The 22,345-nt window shown below is 42.6% G+C and carries 21 protein-coding genes; 6 read left to right on the top strand and 15 right to left on the bottom strand.

Annotated elements, in window-relative coordinates; all coding sequences use genetic code 11:
• Window positions 1-167 precede the first annotated feature (167 nt).
• The 5 genes from H3302_RS05355 to cydC are packed head-to-tail and all read left to right on the top strand — an operon-like array spanning window position 168 to window position 6,534.
• On the top strand, window positions 168-1,754 hold the full coding sequence (locus H3302_RS05355) for a cytochrome ubiquinol oxidase subunit I (protein ID WP_036969704.1): 1,587 nt from the start codon (window positions 168-170) through the stop codon (window positions 1,752-1,754).
• Window positions 1,751-2,890 carry a cytochrome d ubiquinol oxidase subunit II gene (cydB, locus tag H3302_RS05350; protein ID WP_074988619.1) on the top strand — a complete coding sequence of 380 codons (1,140 nt, stop codon included), beginning with the start codon at window positions 1,751-1,753 and terminating at the stop codon, window positions 2,888-2,890. The genes H3302_RS05355 and cydB overlap by 4 nt, the downstream gene beginning before the upstream one ends.
• A 12-nt stretch (window positions 2,891-2,902) precedes the next feature.
• On the top strand, window positions 2,903-3,055 hold the full coding sequence (cydX, locus tag H3302_RS05345) for a cytochrome bd-I oxidase subunit CydX (protein WP_036969707.1): 153 nt from the start codon (window positions 2,903-2,905) through the stop codon (window positions 3,053-3,055).
• The gene (gene cydD / locus H3302_RS05340) at window positions 3,045-4,805 is read left to right on the top strand and encodes a thiol reductant ABC exporter subunit CydD (RefSeq protein WP_180311456.1); all 1,761 of its coding nucleotides are present in this window, start codon (window positions 3,045-3,047) and stop codon (window positions 4,803-4,805) included. The genes cydX and cydD overlap by 11 nt, the downstream gene beginning before the upstream one ends.
• Window positions 4,798-6,534, top strand: coding sequence for a thiol reductant ABC exporter subunit CydC (cydC, locus tag H3302_RS05335; RefSeq protein WP_182396225.1), 1,737 nt, complete (start codon window positions 4,798-4,800; stop codon window positions 6,532-6,534). The genes cydD and cydC overlap by 8 nt, the downstream gene beginning before the upstream one ends.
• Here cydC and H3302_RS05330 read toward each other — a convergent pair.
• From H3302_RS05330 to rpsB, 15 genes are all read right to left on the bottom strand, one after another.
• Entirely contained in the window at window positions 6,531-6,905 is a 375-nt protein-coding gene (locus H3302_RS05330; RefSeq protein ID WP_118844133.1) for a septal ring lytic transglycosylase RlpA family protein, read from the bottom strand. The two genes, cydC and H3302_RS05330, sit on opposite strands and share 4 nt — an antisense overlap.
• An 89-nt stretch (window positions 6,906-6,994) precedes the next feature.
• On the bottom strand, window positions 6,995-8,323 hold the full coding sequence (locus H3302_RS05325; RefSeq protein WP_182396224.1) for an IS4 family transposase: 1,329 nt from the start codon (window positions 8,321-8,323) through the stop codon (window positions 6,995-6,997).
• A 126-nt stretch (window positions 8,324-8,449) separates the two neighbouring features.
• On the bottom strand, window positions 8,450-9,220 hold the full coding sequence (lpxA, locus tag H3302_RS05320; RefSeq protein ID WP_036969713.1) for an acyl-ACP--UDP-N-acetylglucosamine O-acyltransferase: 771 nt from the start codon (window positions 9,218-9,220) through the stop codon (window positions 8,450-8,452).
• A gap of 2 nt (window positions 9,221-9,222) precedes the next feature.
• Window positions 9,223-9,675 carry a 3-hydroxyacyl-ACP dehydratase FabZ gene (fabZ, locus tag H3302_RS05315; protein WP_036969715.1) on the bottom strand — a complete coding sequence of 151 codons (453 nt, stop codon included), beginning with the start codon at window positions 9,673-9,675 and terminating at the stop codon, window positions 9,223-9,225.
• A 10-nt stretch (window positions 9,676-9,685) separates the two neighbouring features.
• Window positions 9,686-10,726, bottom strand: coding sequence for a UDP-3-O-(3-hydroxymyristoyl)glucosamine N-acyltransferase (gene lpxD, locus H3302_RS05310; RefSeq protein WP_065979755.1), 1,041 nt, complete (start codon window positions 10,724-10,726; stop codon window positions 9,686-9,688).
• 9 nt (window positions 10,727-10,735) lie between these two features.
• Window positions 10,736-11,254 carry an OmpH family outer membrane protein gene (locus tag H3302_RS05305; protein ID WP_036969722.1) on the bottom strand — a complete coding sequence of 173 codons (519 nt, stop codon included), beginning with the start codon at window positions 11,252-11,254 and terminating at the stop codon, window positions 10,736-10,738.
• 11 nt (window positions 11,255-11,265) lie between these two features.
• Window positions 11,266-13,737: an outer membrane protein assembly factor BamA gene (gene bamA, locus H3302_RS05300; protein ID WP_065979794.1), complete on the bottom strand. Its 2,472-nt coding sequence runs from the start codon at window positions 13,735-13,737 to the stop codon at window positions 11,266-11,268.
• 106 nt (window positions 13,738-13,843) lie between these two features.
• On the bottom strand, window positions 13,844-15,196 hold the full coding sequence (gene rseP / locus H3302_RS05295; protein ID WP_036969731.1) for a sigma E protease regulator RseP: 1,353 nt from the start codon (window positions 15,194-15,196) through the stop codon (window positions 13,844-13,846).
• A gap of 1 nt (window position 15,197) precedes the next feature.
• The gene (gene ispC, locus H3302_RS05290; protein ID WP_182396223.1) at window positions 15,198-16,397 is read right to left on the bottom strand and encodes a 1-deoxy-D-xylulose-5-phosphate reductoisomerase; all 1,200 of its coding nucleotides are present in this window, start codon (window positions 16,395-16,397) and stop codon (window positions 15,198-15,200) included.
• A complete protein-coding gene (locus H3302_RS05285; RefSeq protein WP_036969733.1) occupies window positions 16,394-17,260 on the bottom strand; it encodes a phosphatidate cytidylyltransferase in 867 nt (288 codons plus the stop codon). The genes ispC and H3302_RS05285 overlap by 4 nt, the downstream gene beginning before the upstream one ends.
• A gap of 22 nt (window positions 17,261-17,282) precedes the next feature.
• Window positions 17,283-18,062, bottom strand: coding sequence for an isoprenyl transferase (locus tag H3302_RS05280; protein WP_036969734.1), 780 nt, complete (start codon window positions 18,060-18,062; stop codon window positions 17,283-17,285).
• Window positions 18,063-18,120: 58 nt separating this feature from the next.
• Entirely contained in the window at window positions 18,121-18,678 is a 558-nt protein-coding gene (gene frr, locus H3302_RS05275) for a ribosome recycling factor (protein WP_036969745.1), read from the bottom strand.
• Window positions 18,679-18,692: 14 nt separating this feature from the next.
• On the bottom strand, window positions 18,693-19,442 hold the full coding sequence (pyrH, locus tag H3302_RS05270; RefSeq protein WP_036969747.1) for a UMP kinase: 750 nt from the start codon (window positions 19,440-19,442) through the stop codon (window positions 18,693-18,695).
• Window positions 19,443-19,595: 153 nt separating this feature from the next.
• Window positions 19,596-20,447 (bottom strand): translation elongation factor Ts, encoded by an 852-nt coding sequence (gene tsf, locus H3302_RS05265; protein WP_036969749.1) that lies wholly within the window; start codon window positions 20,445-20,447, stop codon window positions 19,596-19,598.
• Window positions 20,448-20,552: 105 nt separating this feature from the next.
• Window positions 20,553-21,281, bottom strand: coding sequence for a 30S ribosomal protein S2 (rpsB, locus tag H3302_RS05260; protein WP_036969753.1), 729 nt, complete (start codon window positions 21,279-21,281; stop codon window positions 20,553-20,555).
• Between the two features lie 272 nt (window positions 21,282-21,553).
• Here rpsB and map point away from each other — a divergent pair, with 272 nt between their 5' ends.
• Entirely contained in the window at window positions 21,554-22,339 is a 786-nt protein-coding gene (gene map, locus H3302_RS05255) for a type I methionyl aminopeptidase (protein WP_036969755.1), read from the top strand.
• Window positions 22,340-22,345: the final 6 nt, after the last annotated feature.

The following is a 22,345-nucleotide window of genomic DNA, read 5'->3' as shown; positions in this document are numbered from 1 at the left end:
TATCTCTAATCTGTAGAATTAACGAACAATCGCTATCATATTAATTTCCTATTTTCTATTGACTAAAATAGATACAAGGTTAATATTCACAAAGTTTCAGTAATTACTGAAACTTTGAAAGCTGTTTTTTGTCGTGTCTACCTCACCCTTTAATAAGGAGCTAAACAATGATAGATGAAACATTTGTGGATCTATCGCGATTGCAATTTGCAATTACTGCCCTCTTTCACTTTCTATTTGTACCACTCACTATAGGTATGACGTGGATTTTGGTGATCATGGAATCCGTTTATGTGATGACAGGTCGTGAAATTTACCGTGATATGACTAAGTTTTGGGGTAAGTTGTTTGGTATAAACTTTGCGATTGGTGTGGCCACTGGTCTCACCATGGAGTTTGAGTTTGGTACTAACTGGTCTTATTACTCTCACTATGTGGGTGATATTTTTGGCGCTCCTCTGGCTATTGAAGGGTTGATGGCGTTCTTTTTAGAATCGACCTTTGTCGGCATGTTTTTCCTTGGTTGGGAGCGACTCACAAAACGCCAACACCTTGCAGCGACCTTTTTAATGGCTTTAGGCACCAACCTTTCGGCATTATGGATTTTGATTGCCAATGGTTGGATGCAGAACCCTGTGGGCGCAGAGTTTAACTATCAAACCATGCGCATGGAAATGACCAGCTTTGCGGAGCTAGTATTCAACCCCGTCGCACAGGTTAAATTTATTCATACGGTGTCTGCCGGTTATGTCGCGGCTTCAATGTTCGTACTCGGCATCAGTAGTTGGTACATACTCAAAGGTCGTGATTTGGCCTTTGCGAAACGTTCATTCTCTGTTGCATCAGGTTTTGGCCTTGCCTCTATTTTATGCGTTATTTTACTAGGAGATGAGTCTGGTTATGAAGTAGGCGAAGTACAAAAAGTTAAACTGGCTACAATCGAGGCTGAATGGCACACAGAAGAAGCGCCCGCAGCATTTACACTGGTAGGTATTCCTGACTCTGAACAGCAAGTCACCCATGCTGCGGTTAAAATACCTTATGCGTTGGGCATTATTGCGACACGTTCGATTGATGAACAAGTCACGGGTATCAAAGATTTAGAAAAACAACACGAAACACGTATTCGTAACGGTATGCAAGCATACGAGTATCTCGAAAAATTGCGTGGTGGTGATGACTCCGCCGAGAACATTGCCAAGTTCGATACACTGAAAGCTGACCTCGGTTATGGTCTGTTGCTTAAACGCTACACTCCTAATGTGGTTGATGCCACAGAAGCGCAAATTCAGAAAGCGGTGAAAGACTCATTTCCGAAAGTGGGGCCCATGTTTTGGTCATTTAGGATAATGGTTGGCTGCGGTGTGATTATGTTAGGGGTCTTTGTACTGGCCTTTTACTATAACGCCAAACGCGTTATAGAGCATAAGCGTTGGTTACTCTGGGCCGCCGTGTGGAGTATTCCATTACCTTGGATTGCTATTGAGTTCGGTTGGATTGTTGCTGAATATGGACGTCAACCATGGGCTATTTCAGAAATATTACCCACATTTTTAGCAACCTCCTCGTTAACTGTAAATGATTTGCTGATCAGCATTACGGGCTTTATTGTATTTTACACCGGTCTAGCAACCGTTGAAGGTTGGTTGATGCTGCGCTTTGTTAAACAAGGGCCTAGCTCTTTGCACACAGGTAAATATCATCACGAACTCATTAAAGAAGACTCGCTAGCAGGCCAAGGAGTACAGTCATGATCTTTGATTACGAAACACTAAAATTAATCTGGTGGGTATTAATCGGTGTGCTCCTGATTGGCTTTGCTGTTACCGATGGCATGGATATGGGGGTGGCTATTTTGCTCCGCCTTGTTGGCAAAACAGATGTCGAGCGCCGAACCGTTATCAATACCATCGGGGCTCACTGGGATGGTAACCAAGTGTGGTTTATTACCGCTGGGGGTGCATTATTCGCTGCATGGCCTATGGTGTATGCTGCTGCATTCTCAGGCTTTTATTTTGCAATGATGTTGGTCTTATTTGCGCTGTTTTTCAGACCACTTGGGTTTGATTATCGCTCAAAAATTGAGTCAGCTCGTTGGCGAAATAACTGGGATTGGGGCTTGTTTGCAGGCAGTTTTATTCCTGCACTCGTATTTGGGGTTGCTTTTGGTAACTTGCTACAAGGTGTGCCTTATCATATTGACGATTTATTACGTGTAAGCTATCAGGGCTCATTCTTTGCTTTACTTAATCCATTTGCCATTGTTGCTGGCTTAATAAGTGTGCTTATGTTGGTTGGTCATGCGGGTATGTGGCTGCAACTTCGTACCGATGCAGACGTAGCCAAACGCTCAGCACAATATGGCCGATATGCACTTATGGCGTTTATTGTATTGTTTGCCTTAGCAGGTGTTTGGATATCGCAAATTGACGGTTATACAATCGTCAGCATGGGCGACACTCAAGGCTATGCGAACCCACTGGCTAAAACAGTAACGCAGGCACCAGGTGCATGGCTTGATAACTATACAAAAATGCCTCTAACGATGCTTTTCCCAGCGCTAACATTTGTGATGGCGGCACTGGCTATTGTGTTATCTAAATTACAAAAGCCTGCGTTAGCACTTGTTTCATCAAGCATCATGTTGGCTGGAGTTATTTTAACAGCAGGCATGTCAATGTTCCCGTTTATTATGCCTTCAAGCAACAACCCTAATATTAGTCTTACTATGTGGGATGCGGTTTCGAGCCATATGACCCTCAATGTTATGTTTGTTGTTGCCATTATTTTTGTTCCTTTAATTTTAACTTACACGACCTGGTGTTATGTGAAGATGTGGCGAAAAGTCACTATCGCTGAAATCGAAAACAACACTCACGGTAGCTATTAAGGAGATTTAATTATGTGGTATTTTGCCTGGATATTAGGTGTTCTATTAGCCTGTACACTTGGGGTAATTAACGTGATGTGGTACGAATTTCATCAACATAAAGATTCTATCGCTGATGATGAGCTAGAGCTGTACGCGAGACTCAAAAACAACGATGACAACTAAACCCCGACCAAATCGCGCGCAGCAGCAAACGTTGCGCGCTTTTTTAAAGCAGTATAGTCAGTCCGCTTCTGGGCTGCTTAAATTAAGCATTAGTCTGGGCACTTTCAATGCCCTGTTAATGATTGCCTCTTGTTACCTTCTTGCGAATGCAGTTCATCAAGTCATGTTCGAGCAAGCAAACTTGCAAGCTGTAAGCCCTTTATTATGGCCTCTTGCTGGGCTAATTTTAGTTCGTGCTTTGTTGGTTGCGCTAAGTGAACGCGTGAGTAACCTTGCCGCGTTAAAAATAAAAAACGTGATGCGAAATACATTGCTAGAAAAGCTCACCAAACTTGGGCCAGCCTACAGTGAACAAAAAGGTCACGGCGCTACACTTAATACCTTACACAATGGTGTTGAAGCACTGCATCAATATTACGCCAACTATATTCCAAGTGTTGCTTACAGTGCACTTATTCCATTTGCGATATTAGTGGTGATTTTTCCAACCGATTACAAAGCGGGCCTCATTTTCCTATTAACAGCCCCGCTTATCCCATTTTTTATGATTTTAGTGGGCCATAAGGCTGAACAGTTAAACCAAGAGCGTTGGCAACAGCTAGCGGTACTAGGAAATTACTTTTTTGACAGATTACAAGGACTGACTCAACTCAAGCTCTTTAATGCAACCAAGCGTGAGCTAAATAGCATAAGTCAGATTTCTGATGATTACCGTGGTGCGACCATGGGGGTGTTGAAAGTCGCCTTTTTATCATCTTTCGCCCTTGAATTTTTAGCCACCATTAGTGTTGCCCTTGTTGCCGTTATTATTGGCTTTAGGCTGTTTTTTGGCACGCTCGACTTTGCCACTGGTTTTGTGGTGTTATTACTGGCTCCTGAGTTTTATTTACCGCTTAGGCAAATGGGCACCCACTACCATGCAAAACTTGAAGGTATCAGCGCTGCTGCTGATATGGTCGAGATTATTAATCACAGTGAAGCAGATGAACACACGGGTACATCCCCTCTCCCATTACCGCTTAAAGACATAAAATTAACCGCACTTAGCTATCACTACCCCGAAACAAACGAAGGGGTGACAGATATCAATTTAACACTACCTAACACGGGTTTAATTGCATTTGTTGGCGAAAGTGGCTCAGGGAAAAGTACTTTATTTGACTGCCTATTAGGTTTTCATCATCACGCTAACCACGCCATTAGCATCAACGGGCAACCCTTAAGTGACACAGCTTTAAGTGATTGGCATGCACAGCTTGCATGGATCCCTCAACACGCCACTTTATTTTACCGAAGTGTTGCCGACAACCTGCGTCTAGCCAAACCTGATGCATGCCAAGACGAGCTCATTGAAGCCGCCAGTAAAGCGGGCGCACTTGAATTTATTAACGCTTTACCACATGGCTTTGATACCTTACTGGGTGAGCAAGGTGAAGGCCTCTCCGGTGGGCAAAAACAGCGCATAGCGCTTGCCCGTGCATTTTTAAAAGATGCCCCAGTTCTACTACTCGATGAACCTACAGCACATTTAGACAGCCAAACAGAACAGCTTATCAACCAAGCAATCTGTGAATATGCGAAAAATCATTTAGTCTTGGTCATTGCTCACAGACTTAATACGGTAAAGCACGCTGATACCCTTTACGTAATGCAGCAAGGCAGCATTGTAGAATCGGGCCGTTATAAACAACTGGTCAACGACGCGGGGCTATTTGCAAAACTGGTAAGTCGAGGTGAAGCCCATGCATAATTTTGTACGCTTACTTAAACTATGCAAACCGCATGCTGGCATGCTGTTACTCGGGGCTTTTTTAGCAAGCTTAACCTTGCTGGCTAATGTGGGTTTACTGGCTATTTCAGGCTGGTTTTTGGCCGCGATGGCTGCCGCTGGCATTGCCGGTGTGCAGATGAACTATTTTACTCCAGCAGGCGTGATCCGCTTTTTAGCGATTGTGCGAACCGCATCGCGTTATGGCGAGCGAATGATTACACATAACGCGACATTTTTATTATTGAGCGAGATTCGCGTAAAAATGTTCGCAACACTGAGTCGGCTCAATAATGTCGATTTAGCAATGAGCCGCAGTGCCGATTTAGTCAATCGATTACAAAACGATGTCGACGCGCTCGATAAGTTTTACTTAAATGTGCTGCTACCAATCATCGTTGCGCTTTTTACTATCCCAATTGTGCTGGCGTTTATGGCAGCGTATAACGCCGACGTTGCATTGCTATGCTTTATTTCATTAATGGTTATAGGGGTGCTACTCCCCGCTTTACTAAGCCGTAAACTTCATAAAGAAGCGCATGTCGAAACACAACTTAGTGCAGAATTAAGAGCTGAACTTGCCGATACATTAAAAGGGGCAAGAGAGCTTGCTGTATATCAAGCACAAAACGCTCAACTCACGCATTGTGATTCTTTAAGCCAACAATACAATGCTCAGCTTTATAGCCGCCATAAAGCGGTTGCAAACAGCAATGGTTTAAGCACCTTGGTTATTCAACTGACTATGCTGGCAAGTGTGTTTATGATTATTCCATTGGTTTCTCTGGGCACCATGAAAAACGTTGAACTGGCTATGCTGGCGCTATTTGTTCTAGCAAGCTTTGAAACTGTACTCACCCTGCCTACAGCGTTTATAGAATTACCTCTGACCTTAAGCGCCGCAGAGCGCCTGTTCGTACTTGAAGACAATCACAGCAAAGCCAATACACAGCAAAATGAAATAGACAATCAATCAGCGCTCGGTCTTACGTTAAGTAATGTCAGTTATCAATACGCTGGAAGCACACGTAAGGCACTTAATGACATCAACGTGTCTGTCTGTGCTGCAAGCAAGGTTGCGCTGGTTGGTGCCAGTGGCAGTGGTAAAACCACGCTTGTTAATTTACTCACCGGTCTTTGGCCACTGCAATCAGGCTCTTTAAAGCTGACCACAGACGAGCACAGTTTTGAGCTTGAGAGCATGACACCTTCAGCACGCTTTAAACAACTGACAATTGTTGCGCAGCAGCATCATATTTTTGATGGCACTCTGCGTGAAAACCTACTCTATGCAGCGCCTGATGCAACAGATGAAATGCTTATTCAAGCCTGCGAACAAGCAGAACTCAGCTCTTGGCTTAACAATTTAAAGGCCGGGCTCAATACCCGTTTAGGCATAGCAGGTAGAAAGCTGTCGCACGGTCAATCACGCCGTATTGCAATTGCTCAAGCCATATTAAGGCGCGGTAATTTAGTCATTCTTGACGAACCGACAGAAAGTTTAGATAACCACACTAAATACCATTTGCTTAATACACTTGAGACAGTTTGGGCAGATAAAACGATGCTCACTATTACCCATGACCCAGCCATGCTTAGCCGGGTTGATAAGGTCATTTGGTTAGAGCAAGGGAAAATAAGAGCAGTGGCCACTCATGCAGAGTTGCTTGCAAACGAAGCTGATTATGTTGAGCTGATCACGCGTTTTTAATCGAGCTGCTCAACCGTAACGTCAATCACACCGTGCTTTAAGGAAGCAATTTCTGAAAACGCCTGCTTAGATAAATCAATAATGCGACCGCGAATAAATGGGCCGCGGTCGTTAATGGTAACAATCACACTTTTGTTGTTGGCAAGGTTCGTCACTTTGACCCGTTTGCCAAACTTAAGTGTTTTATGAGCAGCACTCAAGGCTTGTTGATTAAAAGCCTCCCCGCTTGCTGTCGTTCGACCATGGTACTTGTCAGCGTAATAACTCGCTTTACCTTTTTCTATCGCGCCCTTTGGTACGGAAGGTGCGCTACTACAGCCACTCATTAGCAAGGTCGCTAACACTAAAATAAAGAGTTTGTTCATATTGATTGTCCTTTTTAATCAATAAATTTAGCAAATCATTGCTTAGTAAAACCTGAACTACAAATACAAAAAAGCCACCTGTCGGTTAATGCCAGTCAGTTAAGAGCTGACTGGCATTTTCTTTTGTAAGGATACTTATTTGGTTTCCTTCTTATCACCCTTGGATAATGCCTGTCTGGTAGCCTATCGGGTAAGATAAACAACCTAAGTGTTGTCAGTAACTCATCATAATGAACAGGTAACTTACTTGCACTATGTATTGGCGTAAACATGAAGAAAGCGATTACCTGCCGCATAGATTGGCTAAAGCTTAATTGAGTAGGCAAGATATCTTCTTCTTTAGTTGCATCAAGCATGATTATGCGTATTAAGTTGTAAGCGAGTAGTAATCCCCATAACTCTTGGCGTACCATGTCTGGCTTCTTACTACGTAATGTATGTTTGCTGTGATTCAATCCCTGCTTTATTTCTCTAAACGCCAGCTCAATTTCCCAGCGTTGTGTATAAACCTCTATTAATTCGTCATGCGGAAATCGTAAAGGGTCAATAAGCGAACTCAGAACACGATAGCTTTTTCCATCAGCTTTATAAGTGGTTAATCTTGCCGTTATGGTATCTGGTAATGACTCAAACTTCTTTCTCGCCTGAAGGCTTGTAGATAAGGTAACAATCTTATCATTGTCACTGATACTGTGTTCAACTTGATACTGTAAATCCTTCCTTGCTGGCAACATCCAGTGAGAGTTTTTTCCTTGGCTTTGCCATTGATAAAGTAGCCCTAATGAGTAATAACCACGGTCAAACAAGGTCAGAGAGTTATCCGGTACGGCTGGTAATAGACGTTGAGCTAAGCTCATTTCGCCTACACAACGGGCATCAAAACTACTGTCTAACAATAAGTGGCTAGATACTTCCATTAAGCTACACATTCGAATTTGTGGATAGCTGACTTCTCCATGCTGATTACTGTCACTGCCAAACTTTTCTCGGTTTTCTTGATTATCATGAGTTCGGAAGCTAACGCCATCCACTGCAAGTAAATTAAGTCCACACCACTGCTCAAAAGGCTGGGTGGCAAACACTTTATGTGAAAGTAATTGAAATGTTTGTTGGACTGCTTCGTAACCCAACCTTTGGCGACCTTGCACGAGCGCACTCGGCGCTACTAATTTGTTTTTTCCAGGCAAGGATATGTCGAGTCTGTTAGCAATATCCCACACAGTTTCGTTTCGGAATAAACTCATTCCAATTACAGACCACATAATAGCTTCTAGCGGTAACCGCCTTTTACGAACAGTGGCAACTCCCGCATGTTCAAATGCTTGTTCAAGAATATCAGGGTCAAGAACCTGCTTAAGTTTGTCGAGTGTATGTACATCATCTAAAAAGGAGGACATATCATCGAAGTGTTGAATTAGAGACATAAAAAAATCCGATACTATTTCTAATATCGGATTGTGAAGCTATGAAAAGATCAGTCAAGTGATCATAAAAATATGCTTAACTGATCTGCATTAACCTGTCGGTGGCTTTTCGTCTATCGCTATTGATTAGCGAATGATTCCGCGCTCAGAACTTTTCACAAAGTCGATCATAAGCTGAACGGCTGGGTATTTTGCTGCATCTTCGCTGAGTTCAGCGATTGCCTCCTCTACACCTAGGCTCTTACGGTAAAGTGTTTTATACGCACGGCGTGTTGCCATTATTTCATCACTTTCAAAGCCACGTCGTTTCATGCCTTCTGTATTGATAGCAACGGGTCCTGCTGGGGTACCAATCGTTGTAACAAACGGTGGAACATCTTTGTTAACGCCTGAATACATGCCAACAAATGCATGTGCACCCACTTTACAAAATTGATGAATACCCGAGTTACCAGCAAGAATAACCCAATCACCAATGTGTACATGGCCTGCAACAGATGCATTATTAGCAAAAATAACGTTATCGCCAATAACGGCATCATGCGCAACATGGGTGTACGCCATAAACAAGTTATTGCTACCAATTTTAGTAACACCTTGGTCTTGGATAGTACCGCGGTGGATTGTTGCACATTCACGAATTACGTTGTTATCACCGATAATTAACGTAGTTGGCTCATTAGCATATTTTTTGTCTTGGCAAGCTTCACCAACCGATGCAAATTGAAAAATATGGTTACCAGAACCTATTGTCGATGGGCCTTTAACAACCACATGAGACTCAATGATACAGTTATCACCAATTTCTACATCATTACCAATGTAGCTGTATGGGCCAACTGAAACATTATTTCCAAGCTTCGCACCTGGTTCGATTATCGCCGTAGGATGGATCACTGTTAAAACTCTCTTCTCGCACACATGATTTCGGCAGTACACACTACTTTGCCGTCAACTTTTGCTTCTGCTGCAAATTTCCATATATTGCGGCGCTCTTTTACAAACTCTACATGCAAATGCATCGTATCGCCAGGTAAAACGGGTTGCTTGAATCGCGCATTATCAATCGCAGCAAATAAATAAAGTTCATTTTCGCTGCGGTTTTCAACTGTTTTAAAACCAAGTAAACCAGTCGCTTGAGCCATTGCTTCTAAAATCAACACACCTGGGAAGATTGGTTGATTAGGAAAATGTCCCGTAAAAATAGGTTCATTCACTGTTACATTTTTAATAGCATGTAACGACTCGCCTGGCGTGTAATCTAGTACACGGTCAACAAGCAACATCGGATAACGATGCGGAAGTAAACTCAAGATATCTTGGATATCAAGACTATTTAATTCATTTGCCAAAATAGCTTCCTTATTTGTCTTCAATATTGAGTGACTTTGTCAGTGACTCAAGTGCTTTAATGCGGTCTTTCATATCACCTAAATTACGGATATGGGCGATACTGCGTCGCCATTCTTTATTGGTTAGATGCGGTAAACCAGATGAGTAGATCCCAGGTTCAGTGATTGCCTTTGTCACCATACTCATGCCCGTGATTATAGCACCATCGCATACGCTAATGTGACCATTAATTGCGACCATGCCACCAATCTGACAATTCTTACCAATCACGGTACTGCCAGCAAAAACAGTGCAACCAGCAACGGCTGTACCTGAACCGATCTCGACATTATGCGCTATTTGACATTGATTATCGATAATTACATTACTATGGATGAGTGTGTCGTCAAGTGCACCACGGTCAATGGTGGTCGATGCCCCAACTTCAACTTTATCACCTATAATAACGCGACCCAGCTGCGGAATTTTCACCCACTCGCCACGCTCATTTGCATAGCCAAACCCGTCACTGCCGACCACGGTATTCGCCTGAAATAAGCAGTCACTGCCAATTTCAACGTCGTGGTAAATAGTGACATTAGCCCAAAGTTTAGTGCCTTGACCTATTTTTGCATTTTCGCCAATGAAACAACCTGGGCCAATTTGCACATCATTTGCAATCACGGCACCGGCTTCAATCACGACGTTAGCAGCAATCGCGGCATTATCACCAATTGAGGCTGAATCGTGAATGACTGCACTCGGATGAACACCTGTCGTAGCAGAGCGTGGCGTCGTGTCCATTAATTGAGCTAGCTTGGCGTAGCACACGTACGGGTTAGCAACAATAATCTTGTTACCCGCAAAATACTCAGCGTCGGCAGGTGATAAGATCACCGCACTGGCTTGTGTATCATCTAATTGCGAGCGATATTTCTTGTTCGCTAAAAATGCAATATGCCCAGTACGGGCATTTGCAAGTGTTGATATTTTTTTAATCTCTGTAGCGCCATCACCCTGAAGTTCGGCGCCCAGAAGATCCGCAATCTGCGAAAGCGTGTAGTTTTGCATATATGGTTTCTATTGCTTACTTACTTTTTCAACTACTTTATCTGATAAATCAGATACTGTTTTAGAGTTAACGTAAATTGTGGTTTCTTTCACTTTTACTTCGTCAAACTTGCCAGCTTTAGCAACTTCTTCAATTGCATCTAAGATTAGCTTTTGTACTTTCGCTAATTCTTGGTTTTGACGCATTTTGATTTCTTGCTCTAAAGGACGGCCTTTTTCTGCAAGTTGTTGTTGCATACCTTGAATCTTAGTACGTAATTCTTCTTTTTGCTTGTCGCTCATTGTCGTTGCTTCACGCTTGAACTTTTCAGCTTCAAAACGGATATCACCTTGCAGCTTTTCAAGCTCCTGACGACGCTCTGAGAATTCAGCTTCAAGTGTTTGTTCAACTTTCGCCATTTGAGGGATTTGTTTATAAATTTCTTGCATGTCTACAATCCCTACCTTGTGCGCAAAAGCATTAGTAGATAGGCCCATAGACAATGTAGCAAGAAGTGCAAACGCTGTTGATTTAAATGATTTTTTCACAAAAAACTCCTTTAGAATGTATTACTAATATTAAAGCTGATGGTCTTCGTATCGTCATCTTCTTCTTTTTGCAATGGATACGCAAAACTGATCAGCATTGGACCCATTGGAGAGATCCATTGTAGTGATAGACCGGTTGACACCCTAAAGCGCATAGGATCTGAATAATCCTCTAATTTAGCGCGTTGATCAGGTAACAAGTTTTGATAACGGTCAATGTTAAACTCTGTATCCCATACGTTCGCAGCATCCACGAAGAAGCTTGTACGTACAGAGCTGGTGTTTTCTTCATCTAAGAAAGGCGTAGGAACAATAAGCTCCATACCTGCAACCGCTTTGGCATTACCACCAATACGGCCTTGTGGTATTAATACATCAAATTCTGATGCGCCACCAATACTGCCTGTTGTTGTGCCATCTGGCAGTGGTGTGCCCGGAATGCTTTGTGGCTGACGAGACACCGCGCGCGGTAGAATTGTATTACGGTCAAAACCACGCAGTTCCATCTCGGTGATACGGAAAAACTCTTGGAAAGGCAGCGTTTGGTCATAACCATTTGTCGTGCCATAACCATTACCATAAGCAAGGGCTGCACGCGTTGAGAATACCCAACGATGGTCATTACTAATTGGCCAGTAAAAACGTGAATCATAATTTAACTTAAAGTAGGTTAAATCTGAATTCGGCGTTGTACCAGTTAAGTTAAGTGACTGACGCGAACCCGCTGTTGGGAATAAACCACGGTTTACAGTAACACGCGACCACCCTGCACTCAGCTCAAACTTGGTAAAGTCGAAACCAGCATCTGGATTCTCTGGGTCTAAGAAGGTTTCACGCATTACACGTGTTTGCTCATATTCTGCAATATCAGACAGTTCTTCTTGAATCCAACGGAAACCAAAGTTAATACGGTTCACCGCATCAATTGGGAAACCAATATTGGTACCAATACCATAACTCTTCGATTTATAGTCGATAAGACTAAATTTGCTCGCATCATAGTTGCTATAGAAGATACTGCTTCCTTGCGATACACCATCTGGCGTAAAGTAAGGGTCGGTATACGACAAGCTGATACGCTCAGAACCACGTGAGGTATTAATGTTAAAGCCAATTTGGTTACCGGTGCCTAAGAAGTTTGATTCACTCACACCAATATTAAATTGCAGACCCAAGTATGAACCATACGCAAGGCCCGCATTAAAGCTACCAGCAGATTGTTCTTTAACCGTAAAGTCTACATCAACTTGGTCGTCAACACCGGGAACTGGCACCACATTAAAATCAACACTTTCCATGTATGGAAGACGTTGAATTTGTAATTTTGAACGCTCAAGATTTTGATTTGAAAGCCATGCACCTTCAAGCTGTGTCATCTCACGACGAACAACTTCATCCGCAGTATTTTGGTTACCACCAACAATGATTCGGCGAACATACACACGCTTACCTGGATTAACAGACAGTGTCAGTTGCACTTCTTTCTTTTCATCATCAATCTCAGGAATGGTGCGCACTTCTGCGTTCGCATAACCAAAACGTGCTAAGTAGCTTTTGATAAATTCTTCAGATGACGTAACCACTGAGCCATTATAAAGCTCACCAGTTTTTAGCGGTATAACACTCTTAATTAGCTCTTCTCGACCTAATAAATCACCGATGAAGTCAAAACCCTTTACGGTGTATTTTACACCTTCGCTAATATTAGCTGTTACATAAACAGAATCGCGCTCAGGGCTAACCGATACCTGTGTTGAATCGATATTAAAACGCAGGTAACCACGGTCTAAGTAGTAACTACGAATTTTCTCTAAATCGCCTTCGATAGTTTGCTTTTGATAACGGTCACTCGACATAAACTTCCACCACGGCAAGTCTTGTTGTGACTCAGCAAGTTTTAGCAATTCTTCGTCAGAGAATAACTCGTTACCCACGAGGTTTATTTGACGAATTGACGCGGCGTCACCTTCATCAAACTTAAATAATAATTTTACACGGTTACGTGGCAGCTTTGTGATGCTAACTTCCACTTTTGCATTGTATTTACCAATACTGTGGAAAAACTCAACTAAGCCTTTTTCAATGTTATCAAGTACCGTTTTATCAAGCGGCTCACCAGTACGAATATCTTGCTGGTCTAGCGACTCGTTTAACTGCTCATCTTTGATGTCTTTGTTACCATCAAACTCAATGAGGCTAATCGTAGGGCGCTCAGTTACTCGAAAAATGACGTTATTACCGTCACGTAACGCTTTAATATTGTCAAAGTGACCAGAGCGATAGAGAGCCTTTATGGTTCTTGAAATTGTGTACTCATCAATATTATCGCCCACGTTGATCGGAATATGGGTTAGCGCTGCACCTAGAGCAACACGTTGTAAACCTTCAACTTTTAAATCTTCTACAATAAAGGAGTTTTGGCCTAGGGCTGCAAAGCTTGCACCTAATAAACTTGAAACTGCCAAATGTTTTTTTATAGCCATTTTGTTATCTTTATCCTTTACAACTGTATTACCGCTCAACACCTTATAAATTAAACTTTTGCGGTGTTTTACAATCGTGTTCAAATTGGAATTTTTCACTTATTTGTTATAAACGCGATACATCATTGAACAAAGCGAAACATGTTAAAAATATGAGTAGCAAGGCACCCACTTTAAAACCAAATTCTTGCGTCTTTTCAGAGACCGGCTTTTTGCGAAAAAGTTCAATTATGTAATACATTAAGTGCCCACCATCAAGCACTGGCAACGGTAATAAGTTAAATACGCCAAGGTTTACACTGATCAAAGCTAAAAAGCTTAAAAATGCAACCAAGCCATAGCTTACGCTAGTTCCCGCTCCAACTGCAATGCCTACAGGGCCACTTAAATTTTTAACCGAGACTTGACCTGTAATTAAATTACCAATCATGTCAAAACTTAGGGTGATTAAACGCCATGTTTCTTGTATGCCCAGCACAATACTATCGACAGGGCCATAATGTCTAGTTTCAATATAATTTTCTGGCCATGCTTCAACTACAGGAGCCACACCTAAAAAGCCCTGCGCTACACCATCTGCATTGGTTCTGCTCTGAGGTGTCACAGTCAACTTTCTTATACTATCTTGCCTTTGTACACTAAATTGTAAGGATTTGTTAGGTGATTGCTGAATAACTGAAACTAACTGGGTCCAACTGCTGATATTTTCGCCATTTACAGCCACAATTGTGTCATTAACCTGTAAACCAGCCAGCTCAGCGGCTGAGTCTTTAGTGATTTGCGCAACGGTTAATGTTGCTTCAGGTCTAAAGGGCACAATACCGATTGAGGTCAATGGTGGGACATCTTGCTGATCAAGTTTCCAACCATCTAGATTTAAAGTGCGGACATGTTTTTGGTAATTCTGATCACGTAATGTGACGACCACACTTTGCTCACCTAAGCGGCTCATTAATGAGAATGTGGCATCTTGCCAAGTGCTGATATCATCTTCACCAATTTTGATAATTTGCTGATTAGGTTCGATCTTAGCCGCTGCAGCACGACTGCCCTCGGTTACAGACCCCACCACAGGCTTTAATGATTGCACACCGACCATGTACATTACAGCAAGTGCAAAAATAGCGAACAAAAAATTGGCCATAGGACCTGCTGCTACAATCGCAATTCGCGCTTTCACTGACTTAGCATTAAATGATAAATGACGCTCTTCAGCAGGCACTTCATCGACACGCTCATCCAGCATTTTAACGTAGCCACCAAGGGGAATAGCAGCAATAACATATTCCGTTTTATGTTTGTCGTACCACTTAATCAGTGGTTTACCGAAACCTATTGAGAAACGTAGCACTTTTACACCCGCTTTACGGGCTACCCAAAAATGCCCATACTCATGGACAGTCACTAAAATACCCAGTGCCAAGATAAACGAACCAAGGTTCCAGAAAAAATCAAACATGTTAGTTCAGACCCCTTTTTATAAACTCACTCGCTTTGATACGTGCAGCTTCATCACACGCTAAAATCTCTTCCAGCGTGTGTACGTTCACATCCTCAGTCGCGTTGAGTGTCTGTGAGTTTATACGGTAAATATCAGTGAAACCGATTTGCCCATTTAAAAATGCAGCAACGGCAATCTCATTCGCAGCATTGACTGTTGTTGTTGCACCCTGTCCCATTTCACACGCATCAATCGCCAGTTTAAGGTTAGGGTAACGAGCATAATCAGGTTTGGTAAATGTAAAATCAGCAATCTGAGAAAAATCAAGCGGCTTAACCCCTGCATCAACACGTTCAGGAAACGCCAGTGCATGCGCTATCGGTGTACGCATATCAGGATTCCCCATTTGCGCAAGCACCGAACCATCTTGATATTGCACCATAGAATGAATGATACTTTGTGGGTGGATCACCACTTCAATATCGCTGGCATGGCAATTAAACAGCCATTTAGCCTCGATAAACTCAAGCCCTTTATTCATCATGGTTGCTGAGTCGACTGAGATTTTTTGTCCCATAGACCAATTTGGGTGCGCAACAGCTTCTGCCACAGTCACCGATGACAAACTCTTTAAGTCACGCGTCAAAAATGGCCCACCAGAACCTGTCAGTAATATTTTACTCACGCCGTTGTCTGACAGTAACCCCGCAGTGGCTTGCAGTTTTGCTGGCATACATTGAAAAATAGCATTATGTTCGCTGTCAATCGGCAACAAGATTGCACCGTGTTGTTTTACTTTATCAATAAACAACTGACCCGACATAACTAACGATTCTTTATTGGCAAGCAGTACTTTTTTACCTGCTTCAACCGCACTTAACGTGGGTAATAGACCTGCCGCGCCGACAATGGCCGACATAACTGTATCAACATCAACATGCGCCGACAGCTCACTCATAGCAGTGACACCCGCGAGCACAGCTGTTGTACAAGCGGTATTAGCTAACAACGATTTTAATTTATTTGCAGCGTTCTCATCCGCCATCACTGCAAATTTAGGCTGATGCGTAATACACAACTCTGCCATTTTTTCTGCATTTTGCCCCGCGGTTAATGCAAAAACAGCAAAACGATCTGTATTTCTAGAAACAACGTCTAAGGTGCTTAAACCGATTGAGCCAGTTGCGCCAAGTACGACAAGCTGTTCTATTTTGCTCATAAACTTAACGTCCATGCATAACAAAGCACAAAAATAGGCGCTGCAGCTGTTAAACTGTCAATACGGTCCAAAATGCCGCCATGACCGGGTAGGCATGAGCCACTGTCTTTTAAGCCGACTTCACGTTTAAACATACTTTCTAATAAATCACCGACTGCTGAAAACAAGGCGATAAACGCGGTCATTACGGCGTAGATTGGCCATACTGCCATGTCTACATTGGTAAAGTGACAAAACGCCAAAACAAAAATAACCGCGGCAACAATGCCCCCCAATAGACCTTCAATCGTCTTATTTGGGCTGACTTTCGGCATGAGCTTGCGTTTACCTAGGTTTTTTCCGGTGAAATAAGCGCCGATGTCTGCGCTCCATACAATACCTAGCACGACTAAAATAAGCACTGATCCAAAATGCGTCGACTCGGTATACCCTGCACTTCTTAAGGTATTGAGCGCAAGCCACAACGGTACTAAAGTAAGGAATCCTGCAATCGCGCGCATGAGAATGCCTTCATTCCATGCTTTTGCCATGGCTGGGTAGCGCCATACTAAGTACGTCGCAACAATCCACCATGCAAATGAAAGGGTAAATAAATAGTTCGCGTCACCAACAAGCTGACCATTTTGCCACAACGCTTCAATAGGCCAATGCCAATTGAAAAGAGCAAGAATGACCGCCGTGGCTGCCACAAATGAAAAACGTTTAATTTTATCGCACAGGCCCATAAAAGCTGACCATTCCCACGCACCAAGTAAAACAATACCAGCGGCGATATAACTAAATAATGTTAGTGGGGTATAAAAAACCAGTACAAGTGCAAGCGGTGCCAGCACCAGCGAGGTTAAAATTCGTTGTTTAAGCAATGTGTGTACCTTCAACTAGTAATTAGGTCTCGGCGAGTAATTGTTTTATTTGTTCGCCGGTACAACCAAATCGTCGCTCTCTGGCAACGTAACATGCGACAGCATCAGCAAAAGCAGCTTCATTGAAGTCTGGCCAAAGCGTATCGGTAAAGTAAAGCTCAGCATAGGCAGCTTGCCATAAAAGAAAATTACTAATGCGTAAATCACCACCAGTGCGGATCATTAAATCAAGCTCACCTTGACCTGCCATACTCATGTGTTCATTCATGAGGTCTTCTGTAATCTCTTCAGCTGCTAATTCACCCGCAGCGACTTTTTTCGCAAGTGCGGTTGCTGCGTTGGTTATATCCCAACGACCGCCATAGTTAGCTGCAACATTTAATTGTAGACCCGTATTATTACGAGTTAATTCATGGGCTGCATCAACTTTGTTTCGCAAACTTTCTGAAAAGCGCGATAAATCACCAATAATAGTGAGCTTTACATTATTCTTATGAAGTTTTTTAACTTCTTTGCCCAGTACGAATAAAAACAGTTCCATGAGTGTATTTACTTCGTCTTCTGGACGTCGCCAATTTTCACTACTAAATGCGAATAGTGTTAACGACTGTATACCTAAGCGAGTACAAAATTGCACTGATTGACGAACCGCATCAACGCCCTTTTTATGCCCATATACACGTGGGCGATTTTTCGCTTGCGCCCAACGACCGTTGCCATCCATGATTATAGCGACATGCTTAGGCAAACTTTGCTGGGAAATTTTATCAGCGTTAAGAACCATAAATATCGAGTATTCCATAAAAAAACGCCGTCTAGTATACCCCAGACGGCGTTTCAAAACTAATAAATTTAGTTGCTTAGATTTCCATCAACTCTGCTTCTTTCGCAGCCAGCTGTGTATCCATCTCTTTGATGAATTTGTCCGTTAGCTTTTGAATTTCATCTTCAGCTTGGCGCGCTTCATCTTCAGAAATATCTTTATCTTTCAATAAGCTCTTAATATCGCCATTAGCATCACGACGAATATTACGAATGGCAACACGGCCACCTTCAACTTCACCACGCACAATTTTGATAAGGTCTTTACGACGCTCTTCTGTGAGTGGAGGAAGTGGTACACGGATTACAGTACCTGCTGACATAGGGTTTAAACCTAGGTCAGATGCCATAATTGCTTTTTCTACCGCTTGTGCAAGCGACTTATCAAACACACTAATTGCAAGAGTACGAGAATCTTCAATCGTCACATTTGCAACTTGGTTTAATGGCGTGTCTGCACCGTAGTAAGACACTTGAATGCCGTCTAGTAATGCTGGGTGAGCACGACCTGTACGAATTTTAGATAATTGACTGCCTAGTGCCGCAACACTTTTTTGCATGCGCTCTGACGCATCTTTTTTGATATCGTTAATCACGGTTCAATCCTAATCTATTTAACAATTTCATCTGAGGCTTGTGAAGAGATAAGCGTTCCTTCATCTTCGCCCATAATAACACGCTTAAGCGCGCCTGATTTATTCATATTAAAAACGCTTAAAGGCATTTTGTGGTCACGTGCAAGTGTGAATGCCGCCAAATCCATCACCTTTAACTCTTTTTCGATGATCTCATTGTAGCTTAAGTGGCGATATAGTGTAGCTTCTGGGTTTTTAACTGGGTCATCAGAATAAACACCATCTACTTTCGTTGCTTTGATCACGGTGTCAGCTTCAATTTCAATACCACGTAAACACGCAGCAGAATCTGTTGTAAAGAATGGATTACCTGTGCCCGCAGCAAAAATAACAACACGGCCAGATTTTAATAAGCTAATCGCTTCAGCCCAGTTGTATGCATCACACACACCATTAAGTGGAATAGCAGACATTAGACGACAATTAACAAATGCACGGTGAAGCGCATCACGCATCGCTAAACCATTCATTACAGTCGCTAACATACCCATGTGGTCACCTACAACGCGGTTCATACCCGCTTCGGCTAATGAACCACCACGCAAGAAGTTACCGCCACCGATAACTAAACCTACTTCTACGTCGAGCTCTACAAGTTCTTTAATTTCTTGCGCCATACGGTCAAGTACTTTCGGGTCGATGCCGAAGCCTTCGTCTCCCATTAATGCTTCACCGCTAAGTTTAAGAAGAACACGTCTAAAAATAGGTTTACGATTGATAGTCATAGTATTTGGGCCAGCCTTAATAATGAGATAAAAAATAACCGCGCTTATGGTTACACATAAAACGCGGTTATTTTAAAGAATTTTCGTCAGTGACGCAAAAGCTAATAGCAGATTAATTTCATCTAATTATCGTTGCGTCACTTACGTTGAAAATTACTCGCCTTTTGCAGCAGCGATTTGTGCAGCAACTTCAGCAGCGAAATCTTCTTCTTTACGCTCGATACCTTCACCAACTTCTAAACGGATGAAGTTAGTAACAGTTGCGCCTTTCTCTTTAAGAATTTCACCAACAGTTTTCTTAGGTTCCATGATGAAAGCTTGACCAGTAAGAGAGATCTCACCAGTGAATTTCTTCATACGACCAACAACCATTTTCTCAGCGATTTCAGCAGGCTTGCCTTCGTTCATCGCGATGTCGATTTGAACTGCTTTTTCTTTTTCAACAACGTCAGCTGGAACGTCTTCTGGGTTTACGAACTCAGGCTTAGACGCAGCAACGTGCATTGCAACGTGCTTAAGTGTTTCTTCGTCAGCATCACCTACTACAACAACACCGATACGGTCGCCGTGGCGGTATGCAGATAGTTTTTCACCGTCGATGTACTCAACGCGACGAACGTTGATGTTTTCACCGATTTTAGCAACAAGTGCAACACGTGTTTCTTCGAACTGTGCTTTAAGTGCATCGATGTCTGCTTTTGATTCAACAGCAGCATCTAAAACTTCGTTAGCAAAACCAAGGAAGTTTGAGTCTTTAGCAACGAAGTCAGTTTGACAGTTAACTTCAAGAAGTGCAGCGAAACCGTTGCCTTCTTTGATAAGGATTGTACCTTCAGCAGCGATGTTACCCGCTTTTTTAGCAGCCTTTGCAGCACCGCTCTTACGCATGTTTTCGATCGCTAACTCAATGTCACCGTTAGTTTCAGTTAACGCTTTTTTACAATCCATCATGCCAGCGCCAGTACGCTCGCGTAATTCTTTAACTAGGGCAGCAGTTACAGCCATTAGAATATCCTCAATTGAATTCTGTTATTAGGGAAGCGGTATAGGCCGCTTTACAAGAATAACAAGTCTTCACCTTAAGTAAGATGAAGACTTGATGACAGCTAATTATTCAGCTTCTACGAAGTCGTCTTTCTCAGCTTGAGCAACGATGTTGTTCTCACGACCTTCAGTGATCGCAGCTGCAACAGCACTTGTGTAAAGGTTGATAGCACGGATCGCATCGTCGTTACCAGGTACGATGTAATCAACACCGTCTGGGTTAGAGTTAGTATCAACGATAGCAACAACTGGAATACCTAGGTTGTTAGCTTCACGGATAGCGATGTGCTCGTGGTCTGCATCGATAACGAAAAGTGCGTCAGGAAGACCGCCCATATCTTTGATACCACCAAGGCTCTTTTCAAGCTTTTCCATTTCACGAGTAAGCATTAACGCTTCTTTCTTAGTTAATTTCTCGAAAGTACCGTCTTGGCTTTGTGCTTCAAGGTCTTTAAGACGCTTGATTGATTGGCGAACTGTTTTCCAGTTAGTCAACATACCACCTAACCAACGGTGGTTTACGTAGAACTGATCGCTTTGAAGAGCTGCTTCTTTAACTGCTTCGCTTGCTGCGCGCTTAGTACCAACGAAAAGTACTTTACCTTTGTTAGAAGCTGCGTTCGATAAGAACTTAAGTGCTTCGTTGAACATTGGTACAGTTTGCTCTAGGTTGATGATATGTACACGGTTACGAGCGCCGAAGATGAAAGGCTTCATCTTAGGATTCCAGTAACGTGCTTGGTGACCAAAGTGAACACCAGCTTGAAGCATATCGCGCATTGAAACGTTTGCCATTTGTAAATTCCTCTAATAGTTTAGGGTTAGGCCTCCACATATCCCATAGCACCAACACCTAAGTTAATTTGTAACTTATGTGCACCCAAGTGTATGTGACGATACGTGTGTGTGTTAAAATAAAATTGTGTTTGTCTTAAATACAAAAAATCAGTAAAGAATTTATTTGTAAAAAGACGGCGCGCTTTATACCATATTAAAATTGAAAACTCAACATTCAGTGCAAAAATTGTGCACTGAAAAATGACCTGAAAAACAACTTTGGAGCCTCAATGAGTGCTGTGATCAAGACCCCTGAAGAAATCGAAAAAATGCGTGTTGCCGGGCGCTTAGCCGCTGAGGTACTCGAAATGATAGAACCGCATGTGGTGCCTGGTGTAACCACAGATGAATTGAATACAATTTGCCACGATTACATCGTTAATGTGCAAGACGCGATTCCAGCGCCGCTAAACTATCACGGTTTCCCTAAATCAATCTGCACCTCAGTGAATCATGTTATTTGTCACGGTATTCCTAACGACAAACCTCTCAAAGAAGGTGACAGCGTTAATATCGATGTAACCGTAATTAAAGATGGCTTTCATGGTGATACCTCAAAGATGTTCCATGTAGGCACACCCAACATTCAAGGCAAACGCCTTGCTGATATAACCCAAGAAAGCCTTTACCTTGCCATAAAAATGGTAAAACCAGGTGTTCGCTTAGGTGACATTGGTGCCGCGATTCAAAAGTACGCAGAAAGCTTTAATTATTCGATTGTACGTGAATATTGTGGTCATGGTATCGGCGCTGAGTTCCACGAAGAACCTCAAGTAATGCACTACGGTAAACCAGGTACAGGCGAGGTGTTAAAAGCAGGAATGTGTTTAACAATTGAGCCAATGGTGAACGCAGGAAAACGCCAATGTAAGTTATTAAAAGATAACTGGACTGTCGTTACAAAAGACCGTTCATTGTCTGCTCAGTGGGAACACACACTGTTAGTGACTGAAAATGGTGTTGAAATTTTAACGCTCCGATCAGATGATACTATCGACAGGATCATCGAACACTAGGAGCCA

This window comes from Pseudoalteromonas sp. MT33b, assembly GCF_014117385.1.
Classification (GTDB): domain Bacteria; phylum Pseudomonadota; class Gammaproteobacteria; order Enterobacterales; family Alteromonadaceae; genus Pseudoalteromonas; species Pseudoalteromonas lipolytica.
Note: the sequence above shows the minus strand (reverse complement) of the source record. Positions and strands in the feature narration are given on the sequence as shown.

What these genes read in the sequence shown, in the direction of transcription:
- H3302_RS05355 (WP_036969704.1), top strand. Translation starts at nt 168, where the DNA reads ATGATAGATGAAACATTTGTGGATCTATCGCGATTGCAATTTGCAATT.
- cydB (WP_074988619.1), top strand. Translation starts at nt 1,751, where the DNA reads ATGATCTTTGATTACGAAACACTAAAATTAATCTGGTGGGTATTAATC.
- cydX (WP_036969707.1), top strand. Translation starts at nt 2,903, where the DNA reads ATGTGGTATTTTGCCTGGATATTAGGTGTTCTATTAGCCTGTACACTT.
- cydD (WP_180311456.1), top strand. Translation starts at nt 3,045, where the DNA reads ATGACAACTAAACCCCGACCAAATCGCGCGCAGCAGCAAACGTTGCGC.
- cydC (WP_182396225.1), top strand. Translation starts at nt 4,798, where the DNA reads ATGCATAATTTTGTACGCTTACTTAAACTATGCAAACCGCATGCTGGC.
- H3302_RS05325 (WP_182396224.1), bottom strand. Translation starts at nt 8,323, where the DNA reads ATGTCTCTAATTCAACACTTCGATGATATGTCCTCCTTTTTAGATGAT.
- lpxD (WP_065979755.1), bottom strand. Translation starts at nt 10,726, where the DNA reads ATGCAAAACTACACGCTTTCGCAGATTGCGGATCTTCTGGGCGCCGAA.
- bamA (WP_065979794.1), bottom strand. Translation starts at nt 13,737, where the DNA reads ATGGCTATAAAAAAACATTTGGCAGTTTCAAGTTTATTAGGTGCAAGC.
- rseP (WP_036969731.1), bottom strand. Translation starts at nt 15,196, where the DNA reads ATGTTTGATTTTTTCTGGAACCTTGGTTCGTTTATCTTGGCACTGGGT.
- ispC (WP_182396223.1), bottom strand. Translation starts at nt 16,397, where the DNA reads ATGAGCAAAATAGAACAGCTTGTCGTACTTGGCGCAACTGGCTCAATC.
- H3302_RS05280 (WP_036969734.1), bottom strand. Translation starts at nt 18,062, where the DNA reads ATGGAATACTCGATATTTATGGTTCTTAACGCTGATAAAATTTCCCAG.
- pyrH (WP_036969747.1), bottom strand. Translation starts at nt 19,442, where the DNA reads ATGACTATCAATCGTAAACCTATTTTTAGACGTGTTCTTCTTAAACTT.
- tsf (WP_036969749.1), bottom strand. Translation starts at nt 20,447, where the DNA reads ATGGCTGTAACTGCTGCCCTAGTTAAAGAATTACGCGAGCGTACTGGC.
- rpsB (WP_036969753.1), bottom strand. Translation starts at nt 21,281, where the DNA reads ATGGCAAACGTTTCAATGCGCGATATGCTTCAAGCTGGTGTTCACTTT.
- map (WP_036969755.1), top strand. Translation starts at nt 21,554, where the DNA reads ATGAGTGCTGTGATCAAGACCCCTGAAGAAATCGAAAAAATGCGTGTT.